This is a genomic window from Corynebacterium phocae (assembly GCF_008693075.1).
GTDB lineage: Bacteria > Actinomycetota > Actinomycetes > Mycobacteriales > Mycobacteriaceae > Corynebacterium > Corynebacterium phocae.
In genome coordinates, this window is the sequence record NZ_VXKJ01000004.1 from 1 (window position 1) to 10,769 (window position 10,769).

Genomic DNA, 10,769 nt, shown 5'->3' on the forward strand with positions numbered 1-10,769 from the left:
TCAGACGAACCGCCCGATCCTTAAACTGCTGATCAAATTTCTTTGGCATAACCTACATTTTCCCTTCTATCCAACGGGAACAAAACTCAGCCCACTTCATTCCCCACATTTGCGCCGCAGGCTTATCTCCTGGGTAACCTTTAATCGTCACGCTTTTACCGTTATAACTGGCTGCCTGCCACTTCAGCCCGAACCAACCGGTTTGGGCACCAATGCGTCGGTTGAGTTTGACTATGCCCCAGTCTGCACCGACATTTCCACTCTTAATATAGTTGACATCCGTCCATTTTTGTGTCGCAGTAGCATAATCATACGGTTTAGAAGAACCATTGGCACCTGGGTAAAATTTCAACCCGCCATACCAATCTTTGGCCGACCGATTATACACGCGATGACCGGCGGTAACCAGGGTATCAGCGGATATCATCCATCCCGAGCAGTGTACGCTACCGTTTCTTTCGATATAGACAACCGCCCTATTAGGGAACGCTTTAGTTCCTGTATGTTATGTCTATAGACTTTTTGGACACGGAGTCCAGTGACTTTTTGGACACGGAGTCTAGGAACTTTTTGGACACGGAGTCTATGAGGTTCTTTGACATCTAGCTAGTGGGGTGTTTTCCTCCTGCTGGGGCGTGGGTTCGACAGGTTTGGCTTGAGGGCCGGTGGTCGGCGGTGCCACATGCCTTCGACGTGGTTGATGTTGATTTGGCCTCCTGGTGGGCGCTCGAGCAGTGTGATAGGCAGCGGGAATGAAAACAGTTTCTCGCCGTCGTGGTCGGTGAAGAACTCGGCGTGATTGTCGTCGGTGACGTTGCTGTAGAGCTTCCGGTTTTTGAACCTGGACCCCACGTACAGGCCATGTCCGAGGATTCGCACGACACCGCTTTTGTTGATCCATAGTTCGTGAGGAATCGCCCAGACAGGATTCACCTCATGGGTAACATGGGCTACCGTTGATGGTGCGGCATGGTGTTGATCTTGCTGGGTTGACGCGTTGTCGTGACCATGTGCCCTGTCTGAGGCTGCAACTTCAGACAGGGCTTTGTCAGCCCTGTCGACAACGTCTCCGGCATGGGTGTCGCTACCGTAGGCAAGGTGGTAGCCTTTCGCGATTTTTGCCCACATCTGGTCTGGGTCAATGGGTTCGGTTGGCCGGTCGGCGTGTGGGAAGTTGTCCCATGCCTGTGCTGGTGTGATGTGCATTTTGTCGACGAGAAGACCTTGGTGCCGCCGGCGGTTGTTGTAGAAGTCGCGGTATTCAACCAGAGCGCTTTGAACATCAGCCAGGGATAGCGGTTGGCGTGCGTCAAGGAACCTGGTGAGGGTTTGATGAGATCGTTCGTCTTTGCCCTGGGTCGTGGGAGCGAAACCTGCAATTGCCCATACGCCCTGGCTGGCCAGCCATTTTTTTAGTTTCCGACAGCCTGCCGCGGTGATAAGTGGCAAAAGCCTCTCCGTTGTCGGACAGAATCTCCCTAGGTAACCCGTACTCGGCGAAAGCAGCACGCAAACAGGTTCGTGCATCCGTGCCGTTTTCCGGTAGGGCACATGCCATGGTCCCGACATCGAAACGACTATCATCATCAACAACCTGGTAAATCGTGACGTGGGTATGGGCGACATCGAAGAGGCGATAGGTCATCGCATCAATCTGCCATAGTTCGTTGACTAGGTCACGGGCGAAGCGTCGATACGACGTGCGGGGCCGTTTGCGGGCATTGGCCTCAACAACCCCGGCGTCACGAAGCCATTGAGCGATCGTGGCGCGTGACGGCGGCTTTTCGTAGCCCAACTCGTCGATGTAGTAGTAGTAGATCGACCATGGTCCATAGTCTTGGCCTTTGGCCTTTAGCGCAGCACGGGCATCAAGGGCGTGCAGTCGAATCGAGTCTTCAAAGGTTCGGTGTGGGTTGATCGGTGCAGTGCTGTCCGGTTTGATTCCGGCGCGGCCGCGAACAGCTACGCGGGCCTTGATGTTGTAATACGTCTGCCGCGACACCTTGTTGTCGCGGCAGAACTGCTCAACCGTTATGCCGGCACTGACAGGGTCAAAATCCGCAATCTTCTTGCGGAGTGAAAGTGGAATAGCCATTCCCACATTATTGGCCCCTGGGGTTACCCTTGAATTCCGGACACCTAGTTAGTGCGGAATTGGACTCCGTGCGGAAAGATGTTTGTTATGAGTCGTTCAAGAAGGAAGTACACCCCGGAGTATCGTGTGGAGGCTGCTCGTCTTGTTACTGAGACTGGGCGCAGTGTCGCCGTAGTCGCTGGAGAGATCGGGGTCGATAAAAGTTTACTGTGGAAGTGGGTCAAGGCCGAGAAGGAGCGCAATAGTGACTCCGGTGAGCTAACGCCGGAGCAGGCACAAGTTGAAATCTCTCGGTTGAGGAAACAAGTCGCTGAGCTGAAGATAGATAATGAGTTCCTGTCAAAAGCCAGCGCCTTCTTCGCTGCGAAGCAACACGAGAGGAGAAATACGAACTAATGCTTCCGTGAGAAGGCTAACTACAGCATTACCCGGATGAGCAGACTACTTGAGGTTTCCCGTTCTTGTTACTACGACTGGGAGAAAAAGCAGGAAAGGATTCTTGCTGGCGAAGATGAGAAAACTAATTACTACCAGCTCTTGGATGCTGAAATCTATCGTTTGTGGGAGGCTTCAGATGGCACCTACGGAGCACCGCGTATCACTGCGGATCTTGCCGACCTTGGTTATAGCGTCGATAAGAAGACGGTGGCTAAACGGATGAAGTACATGGCCATTGAAGGAATCTCGCCGAGGAAGTTCAAGCGGAGTAAAAAGATTGGTGATTCACCCACTTCATCTTTACCTGACCTGGTTAAACGTAAGTTTGATCAAGGAGCCATGGATAAGGTGTGGTTGTCAGATATCACCCAGCTTCCCACTGCTGAAGGCCCACTGTATTTGTGTGCTGTTCGTGATGGGCATTCCCGGAGAACACTTGGGTTTGCGTTCAGCGAAATCCAGGATACAAATTTGGTTGAGAGGGCTTTACGCATGGCCTATGTGTTGCGGGGTGTTTTACCCAAGGAAGTGATTTTCCACGCAGATAGGGGCACGCAGTTCACCAGTGACCAGATGCACCAGGTGTGTAAAGAGCTAGGCATCAAGCAATCTGTTGGGCGCACTGGGGTGTGTTTTGACAATGCTATGGCGGAGTCGTTTTGGTCAACGCTCAAAACCGAGTTCTACTACCGCCGTAAGTGGATGTCGCGGCGGGAAGCAGCCAAAGGTACGGCACGGTGGATGGAGGAGTTCTATAACCGGAAACGGCGGCACTCCAGTATCAAAATGCTCAGCCCCGTCAATTATGAGAAACTAATCAATAGTAACCAGGGGAACACCCAAAAAGTTTCTTAAAATCGTGTCCGGAACTTGCGGGCAACCCCACCCCACCATGTCCAAAAAGTCACTAGACATCATGTCCAAAAAGTCCCCAGACTCCGTGTCCAAAAAGTCACTGGACTCCGTGTCCAAAAAGTTCCTAGACAGGACAGGTTTAGGCCACCGTAGACCGTAGCTAAAGAACAACGCACCGAGAGAACTGTTTACCGGTTCGTGGGCGCGTGGGGGTCAGTTGTAGCGCTGGTTTGGGTACGGCGGTCAGTGCGCGCCCCAAGGCTCTTGGAATGCAAATGAAAATGTATTGCTTAGTAGTTTAAGCTAGCGCCGGCTCTTTCTGGTGGCGGTAAGAGAGAGATGCCACTCCCCCCGCTATTAGCGCCAGGAAAACCGGCATACCGGTAATAACGGTAAGGGCCACACCGCTGGCAATCATAAGGGCGTCTACCACCTGATTTCCCAGGCTGTATTCTTTCCTATCCGAAATAGCACCGGTCAGCTTTGGCCAAAAAATAACGGCCACCAAATCTAATGCGCCTAACGTCATCATGAGGGCTCCCGGCGTAGTGCTACCTAGCAGAAAAAGCCCAGCCCCCAGTACCGTGATCAGTACCCCAACAGCGAGTATTCTTTTTTCCATAAAAAGTCTTCCTTCACATGGTAGTAGTAGTGATTAGAGCTAGTATCTAGTCACACTAACAGAAGGAAAAGCAATGATTTAGAAAAAGTTCCTCGCAAGAACGCTTGCACTGCCTCTCGCTTTCGCCGTTGCCTTCTCAGGTGGAAATACTGCCCTGGCTGACACTTTTCAGGGGCACACTTCTATCCCCACAACCCAGGCCGGTGGCACATCCACTGACTACATCCTCACGCCTAACGGCACTGCAATTGTCACTGAGGATCTCGAGACCCAAACCATCACAGTTATTGATGAAACTGGACAAAAGGTGGTCTTCGACCGAGCTGAAATCTTGGACATGGCCGACCAACTCTCCACGAGCAAGCAGGCAAGCCGCATGATGAGAACCGCCTCTGTAAGTGAAGGAACCCGTAAATACCTGTGCAACCTCTTCGCTGGTACAGCTGCCGCAGCCCAGGGCTGGGCTTGGCAGACCGCTCTTGCGATCGCGAAGGTTCACGCTGGAGTTCGCGCACTTGTAATGGCTGGACAAATCGCTTTCTGGGCTTTCATTGGCACTAATTGCTAATCCCCTAAAAGTGTCGTAGGGCTGTCCACTCGCCTAACAGGTGCGCAGAGCTAGCCCACGCCTACGCGCGAGCCTTAACCGCGCACCGACGAGGGAGCCACTTTAGACACCACATAAAGAAGTGCCTTTCGTGAACCGTCTTTCACGCTATTGGAGTGGGCTAGGAATTAGGCTCCTGCTACTTGAGCGGTTTCCATCTCGTTTTCTTTCTTCCATTGGTCCGCAAATGCATTTGGGGTCATGTATCCCAATGACGAATGCGGATGTTCATTATTATACCGGTGCGACCACCACGTTAGTCCAGCGCGTGCGTCTTCGATGTCGTAGAAGAGGTTGTCCTCAAACAATTCATCACGCATCCGGTTGTGCAGTGACTCCACGAAGCCGTTGTGCCACGGCTGACCTGCCGGAATAAACGCTTGAACTAGTTCTTGCTCAGATACCCAATTTTCCAGCTCCTTTGAGATAAATTCCGGACCGTTATCCATGCGAAGCACCGCTGGAGCTCCGCGCTCTAACACGGCGACATCCAGTAGTTCAATGACGTCGCAAGCTTTGATGGAATGATCAACTCGGAAAGAAATATGCTGCCTGGTGTACTCGTCGATGATGTTGCAGACTTTGAAGTAGCGGCCGTTGAAATCCGAATCAAATTGAAAATCCAGTGCCCAGACCTCACCAGGACGTGTTGCAGGCTTCGTACGCTAAGTGGGCTGCCTATCCAAGGTACGCTTGGACTTCTTGCGTGGGAATACCCTTAAGTCCTTCTTGACGCCACAACCGGCGGAAGGTATCCCGTCCGATGGTGAAACCAGCCGCGCGGGCGTAGACAAGCGCTCTACGGTAGCCCCACCGGCGGTGGTTATCAGCAAAATTAATCATCCAATTGATCAGCAACGCATGAGGCCGGTGAAGAAGGAGACTTCTTATTGTGCTCACCGATGCGTAGACGCCGGCGGTATGCCGATACTGATAGCCCAACAACCTTGCACGATAGCCAGTGCGTAAAGCCTTTATCAATCATATAATCGACGGCCTCGTGGCGATTTGTTGGGCTTAGAATTTTCCCTCAGCCAACTCCTTCAAAGCGGCTTTTTCCAGTTCGGACTGCCCGAGCAACCGCTTGAGCCTGTCGTTTTCTGTCCGGAGGGCCTTAAGCTCCCGGGCTTCGCTTCGAGACATTGTCCCATACTGCCGACGCCAACGACTCAACGTGGCTTCTGACACATTGAGTTCACAGCAAATCTCGCCATTCGTCTTGCCTTCCTTGGCCAGCTTGCTTGCTCGCTCCAGGCGCTCGACAATCTGTTCTAAGGGTATGCTTCTTAAATTTCTTCATATGTCCATTCTCCTTAACGAATAAGGTCAACTATGGCATACGCTCAAGTTTAATGCGCCGAATATTCCAGCCCACACCAGGGGTACCGCAGGGCACTGGTTCATGCGCGCGCTGCGGGTTTCACTATCGGTCGTGATACTTTCCGTAGGTTGTGGCGTCAAGAGGAACTGAGGGTTTTTCCCAGGAAGAAGTCGAAGCGAACTCTAGATCGTGAACCGACTCCCCGCACGTCCCCCGCAACGCGCCCTGGTGAGGTGTGGGCGTTGGATTTTCAGTTTGATTCGGACTTTGACGGTCACCAGTTCAAGGTGTGTGGGCATCATCGATGAGTTCACCAGGCAATATGTTGATTTCAAGGTTGATCGCTCTGTAAAGGCCCGCGGGTGTCATCGAGCTGCTTGATGTCGCTGTACTAGAGCTTGGAGCGCCTACGGTGCTGCGCATGGACAATGGTCCTTAAATTCATCTCTAAAGAGCTGGAGAGCTGGGCGGATGAACAGCAGTTGGTACAGGCTTTTATCCCACCGGGGCAGCCCTGGCACAACGGATTCGTCGAGTCCATGCACAACAGGATGCGTGATGAGTTGTTCGAGGATAACCTCTTCTACGGCATCAACGATGCCGAAGAACGAATCGCATGGTGGCGGTATAGGTATAATAATGAACATCCGCATTCAGCACTGGGATACATGAACCCAAATGCATTTGCGGAGAAATGGAAGCACGAAAATCAGATGGCAACCGCTTAAGTCATAAGGACCTAATTCCTAGCCCACTCCACTTTTGCGTGGCCTGCGGAAAGCCACCAAAAACCGGGTGCAGTTCCCCACCGATGACGCAGTAGTGAAAATCCTGTGGCTAACGCTGTGCTTCCAGGAAGACCGTCGCGCACTCAAACGCGCAAAACAAGCAAAACAACGCGGAACCGGATCAGGCAGAATGATCGAAGGAGCCCGCGTAGCGGGGTGGGCCGTAGCCCTCAACCAGATGGCTATCACCAACCCAGACCTATTCAACAAATACTTATAAAAACCATCCCACGCACAAAAAACTCGACACCCTCGAACTCCACGCCATGTTTCCGTGGGATAAAAGACATGGCCGAACCCAACTGGGAGGTCCGCAACTAACGCGCACACGAGCCCGCCATTTGCCCCGCGCAGGGGGTAAATCCCCCTGCGCATCCCCTCCAGAGCTTGCGGATTCTCACACACTCTCACGCTCTGCCCAAGCAAATAGGCAAAGAATATCAAACCTCACCGTTTTGTCTGGTCAAAAAGTGCGAAACTTAGGAATTAGATTTTCAAACTACGAATCAAAGTTGCACTTTGCCACTTTCCTACCTGTTCCGCTACTACGCGGCTGTACTGAGCCCCGGAATCAGCGCAGGTTGGAGCCACCCCGCTAGTTGCCAACCTGCCAATTTTCCACTCCAACTGCTAGCTTTGTTAAAAATACTCACGCTTTCACACTTAAAGTGTGAAACTGGGGAAGTTAAGAAGCTGCTTACATAAAACCCCAGGTCAAAAAATCGCAAAATAGTTGGATAAAACTTTAAAACTGCGAATTGGTGCGATAGGGTGGAAAACATGACCTGGAATTTAGCCCGTCTGGAATCAACGCTGAAAGAACTTCGTGCATTCGGGGATGACACCACCCTTATTGAATGTAAGAGGGCCAAGTCTGAGATGCCAGAAACTCTTGGCCCCAGTTTGAGTGCTTTTGCCAACATGCCAGAGGGTGGCACTATCTTGCTAGGGGTCGATGAGGCAGCAGGCTTTGTCATCAGCGGGGTAGACAACCCCGCCGCCATGGAAAAACGTCTCGCGGATTTCAACCGCCAGGCCATCAAACCAGCTCCGCAGTTGGAATTCGAACACATTGCTACATTAAATGGGGCCGTTATCGCGGTGACCGTCATTCCAGTGCTACCAACCTTGCGTCCGGCGCGGTACAAAGGAAAGCCCTACTTGCGGCAAGCTGACGGTGACTACGTCATGAATAGCAATGACTTGAGGATGGTGCAGCTTGCTTCACTACACAGTTTTGAGGCGGTAGAAAATGATTTCCGAATCATCCCGGGGCAGGGGATGGAGCAACTCGAAGAAGGTCTCCTGCGCACATTCCTCGCTACCGTGCGCCAGCGCAGTGCCCGGCTTAGTAAGGTCAACGATGATACGACTTTGCTCAACATACTCAACGTCATTACCCAAGACGAACAACTACGCTTAGCGGGCCTATACGCGATGGGGTTTTATCCCCAATCCACTCAGCCTTCACTAGCGGCAACAGCGGCCGTTCGCGTGCCAAGATCAGCTACCGGCATCCGTCATAAAAACCTTGACTACTTCAGCGGCCCTCTGCCGGAACTGCTAGAGGACACCGTTGAGTGGGTAAGGCGGAACACCACAACCACAAGCCAGTATGACCAGAAGGGCTTTCTCATAGACGTTCCGGAGTTCCCTCCTTCGGCTATCCGCGAACTTGTGGCCAACGCCTTGGTCCACCGGGACTTGGGGGTCTCGCTCGAGGTCGGACAGCAAGTGGAAATCCGCATCACGGACACTGCCCTGATCATCCAAAATCCGGGTGGGTTGAAAGGTTTATCACCAGCACAACTCACCAGTCCCCAACTCACGAAAGTAGCAGTCAACCAACGGTTATATGAAATTGCAAAGTACTTGGAAACCGCTGATGGGCAAAGGATTATTGAAGGCGAAGGCGGCGGTATCCGGGAAGTCCTTATCGCGCTGAAGGAACGGGGTCTACCGGCCCCAGAATTCATTGATAACGGCGTGTCATTCAAGGTGTTGCTTCGCAGGGGCTCGCGTTTTAACCAAGAGGAAATAGATTGGGTCAACAGCCTAAACGATGACCTTTCACCTATCGAACAGGACATCCTGATAACCCTTCGCCGGGGTGAGACCTACTCCTTTTCTCGTCTCCAGAATGAGTTTTCCCCCTATGCAAATGAGCAGTTAGAAGAAGTAGTGCAGTCTCTTGTGGGCAAGCGCTTAGTCCAGATCTCCAATGGCCAGTTCTTCCTGGATACCGGTGAGTCACAAGACCTCCTCGATGCGGAAGAGCTGAAATCCCTAGGCAAAAATGTCCCCACCGTAGCGGCACACTTGCACGAAGCTCATGAGCTCACCGTCAAGGAGCTCAGCAAGCAAACGGGTTTGTCCCCCAGCCAAGTGCGTTACGCGCTTTCGCCATTGCTCAAAGCCGGTCTTGTCACAATGCATGGCGGTCAAGGCTCCTCAACCACTACTTATCTACTCAGCTAGAGCCGCTGGATCAACGGGAGCGAGAAAACGCCGCTTCCTAGGGTTTTCACCTCAGCAGATGCTGCGTTCTCGCTCATCCGTGCGGTTAGCCTAGCCCCTCCTCCGGGTGTGTTCCCCACCGGGAACGGTGGGGTGTTGTTTGAATGAGCAACCGGTGATTTTCGTATTCTCCATCGAAATTGAAACTGATTGCTCTCTCGTGGAACTCAACTCCGACAAACTCACTGAGGACTCTCCACGTCCTTCAAACATGGACACAGCTGATCGCTGCCTATTCCAGAGCTAAGCCTCGGGTTACGTGAAATTACTCCCGGTGGGTTTTTAAGCCTCATCCAGTAAGCAGAACGGAACCTAGGGCAGGGGTTTCAAGGTAGTGTGCCTTTAAGCCACCGGCGTGTAGTCCTCGCGGGCCTTGACCCACTTGATAACTTGCGTGGTGACCGGAAGCATGACTACCTCCACCAGGGTCTTCCAGAGGAAGCCCACAATGACGAAGTTGAGGAAGTCGCCGAACGTGGAAATACCAATGACGGGTGCGGCGATGGCGCAAAATAGCACGGTGTCACCCAGCTCGCCCACTACGGTGGAGGCCACCAGGCGGGAGATGAGCCCTTTTTCACCCTGGCGGGATTTCATGCGCACCAGCGTCCAGGAGTTCAGCAGCTGGCCTACCAGGTAGCCGGCTAGGCCAGCGAGCAGGATCTGCGGAACCGCGCCGAGCGTGGCGGCGAAGGCCTCTTGGCCCTCGTAGAAGCTCGCGGCGGGCAGCCAGATGGCAATCTGGAAGCAGAGGGTGGCCAGGATGAGCATGGCGAAGCCAATGATGACGGCGCGCCGGGTGTGTTTGAAGCCGTAGCATTCGGACAATACGTCGCCGATGACGTAGGACAGGGGGAAGAGGAAGAAGGCGCCGTCGGTGATGAGCGGTCCTAGCTCCACGCCTTTGGTGGCGTTGATGTTGGAGATGATGAGAGTGACGCAAAACACCGCGACCAGCCACGGATACAGCGTTGGCTGTACCGGGATGTATCGGATGCTCACGCCACTTTGTGAAGTGGTTGCGGTTGCCGATTCATTTGTCATAAGAAATACTATGCCCCAAAAACCTGCGCTAACCTAAACGCATGACTGGAACCGGAAGATATGCCCCCAGCCCCAGCGGTGACCTGCACTTTGGCAACCTGCGCACGGCGGTCATCGCGTGGCTGGCCGCCCGCACCACGGGCCGTCGCTTTGTCATGCGGGTGGAAGACATTGATACCCAGCGTTCTTCCGCGCACTCCGCCGCCCGCCAGCTGGAGGACCTGGCCGCTCTGGGCATCGACTGGGATGAGCTGACCTACCAGTCCGAGCGCCACGCGGCCTATGAGCGCGCCCTGGCACGCTTACCGCACTATGAGTGTTACTGCTCGCGCAAGGATATCCAGGAAGCCTCCCGCGCGCCGCACGCCGTTCCGGGTCAGTACCCGGGGACGTGCCGCACTCTTTCCGATGCCGCCCGTACCCGACGCCGCGCCCAGCTCGCCGCCGAGGGCCGCGCGCCGGCCCTGCGCCTCCGCGCTGCT

General features: G+C 53.6%; 9 protein-coding genes and 4 pseudogenes. 5 read left to right on the plus strand and 8 right to left on the minus strand.

What is annotated here, in order from left to right; translation table 11 throughout:
• Window positions 1–52: 52 nt before the first annotated feature.
• Both F4V58_RS00400 and F4V58_RS12980 read right to left on the minus strand, forming a co-directional pair.
• Window positions 53–478, minus strand: a pseudogene (locus F4V58_RS00400) (trypsin-like serine peptidase); the annotation flags it as partial.
• A 128-nt stretch (window positions 479–606) separates the two neighbouring features.
• Window positions 607–2,095, minus strand: a pseudogene (locus F4V58_RS12980) (integrase core domain-containing protein).
• 78 nt (window positions 2,096–2,173) lie between these two features.
• Here F4V58_RS12980 and F4V58_RS00410 point away from each other — a divergent pair.
• Window positions 2,174–3,388: pseudogene (locus tag F4V58_RS00410) on the plus strand (IS3 family transposase).
• Between the two features lie 298 nt (window positions 3,389–3,686).
• Here the strand turns inward: F4V58_RS00410 and F4V58_RS00420 are convergent.
• From F4V58_RS00420 to F4V58_RS12780, 5 genes and pseudogenes are all read right to left on the minus strand, one after another.
• Window positions 3,687–4,010 carry a hypothetical protein gene (locus F4V58_RS00420; RefSeq protein ID WP_075732423.1) on the minus strand — a complete coding sequence of 108 codons (324 nt, stop codon included), beginning with the start codon at window positions 4,008–4,010 and terminating at the stop codon, window positions 3,687–3,689.
• A gap of 735 nt (window positions 4,011–4,745) precedes the next feature.
• On the minus strand, window positions 4,746–4,991 hold the full coding sequence (locus F4V58_RS12935) for an integrase core domain-containing protein (RefSeq protein ID WP_281247315.1): 246 nt from the start codon (window positions 4,989–4,991) through the stop codon (window positions 4,746–4,748).
• Window positions 4,986–5,255 (minus strand): annotated as a pseudogene (locus tag F4V58_RS12940) (DDE-type integrase/transposase/recombinase); the annotation flags it as partial. The pseudogene F4V58_RS12940 and the gene F4V58_RS12935, both read right to left, overlap by 6 nt.
• Before the next feature lie 40 nt (window positions 5,256–5,295).
• Entirely contained in the window at window positions 5,296–5,460 is a 165-nt protein-coding gene (locus F4V58_RS00430) for an IS3 family transposase (protein WP_150385644.1), read from the minus strand.
• Window positions 5,461–5,634: 174 nt separating this feature from the next.
• Window positions 5,635–5,898, minus strand: coding sequence for a transposase (locus F4V58_RS12780; protein WP_084559614.1), 264 nt, complete (start codon window positions 5,896–5,898; stop codon window positions 5,635–5,637).
• Window positions 5,899–6,366: 468 nt separating this feature from the next.
• Between F4V58_RS12780 and F4V58_RS00440 the strand changes: the two genes are divergently transcribed.
• The 3 genes from F4V58_RS00440 (at window position 6,367) to F4V58_RS00450 (ending at window position 9,204) form a co-directional block, all read left to right on the plus strand.
• Window positions 6,367–6,666: an integrase core domain-containing protein gene (locus F4V58_RS00440; protein WP_150385645.1), complete on the plus strand. Its 300-nt coding sequence runs from the start codon at window positions 6,367–6,369 to the stop codon at window positions 6,664–6,666.
• A gap of 67 nt (window positions 6,667–6,733) precedes the next feature.
• Window positions 6,734–6,946: a hypothetical protein gene (locus F4V58_RS00445; protein ID WP_150385646.1), complete on the plus strand. Its 213-nt coding sequence runs from the start codon at window positions 6,734–6,736 to the stop codon at window positions 6,944–6,946.
• A 560-nt stretch (window positions 6,947–7,506) separates the two neighbouring features.
• Complete coding sequence (locus F4V58_RS00450; protein WP_075732430.1) at window positions 7,507–9,204, plus strand: ATP-binding protein; 1,698 nt, start codon at window positions 7,507–7,509, stop codon at window positions 9,202–9,204.
• 381 nt (window positions 9,205–9,585) lie between these two features.
• Here F4V58_RS00450 and F4V58_RS00455 read toward each other — a convergent pair whose 3' ends face one another.
• Window positions 9,586–10,287, minus strand: coding sequence for a queuosine precursor transporter (locus tag F4V58_RS00455; RefSeq protein ID WP_075732432.1), 702 nt, complete (start codon window positions 10,285–10,287; stop codon window positions 9,586–9,588).
• 41 nt (window positions 10,288–10,328) lie between these two features.
• Between F4V58_RS00455 and F4V58_RS00460 the strand changes: the two genes are divergently transcribed.
• The coding region (locus F4V58_RS00460; RefSeq protein ID WP_249041134.1) for a glutamate--tRNA ligase family protein at window positions 10,329–10,769 on the plus strand (441 nt) is incomplete at its 3' end.

Coding starts and splice junctions, on each gene's coding strand:
- F4V58_RS00420 (WP_075732423.1), bottom strand. CDS start 4,010: ATGGAAAAAAGAATACTCGCTGTTGGGGTACTGATCACGGTACTGGGG.
- F4V58_RS00430 (WP_150385644.1), bottom strand. CDS start 5,460: ATGATTAATTTTGCTGATAACCACCGCCGGTGGGGCTACCGTAGAGCG.
- F4V58_RS00440 (WP_150385645.1), top strand. CDS start 6,367: ATGGTCCTTAAATTCATCTCTAAAGAGCTGGAGAGCTGGGCGGATGAA.
- F4V58_RS00450 (WP_075732430.1), top strand. CDS start 7,507: ATGACCTGGAATTTAGCCCGTCTGGAATCAACGCTGAAAGAACTTCGT.
- F4V58_RS00455 (WP_075732432.1), bottom strand. CDS start 10,287: ATGACAAATGAATCGGCAACCGCAACCACTTCACAAAGTGGCGTGAGC.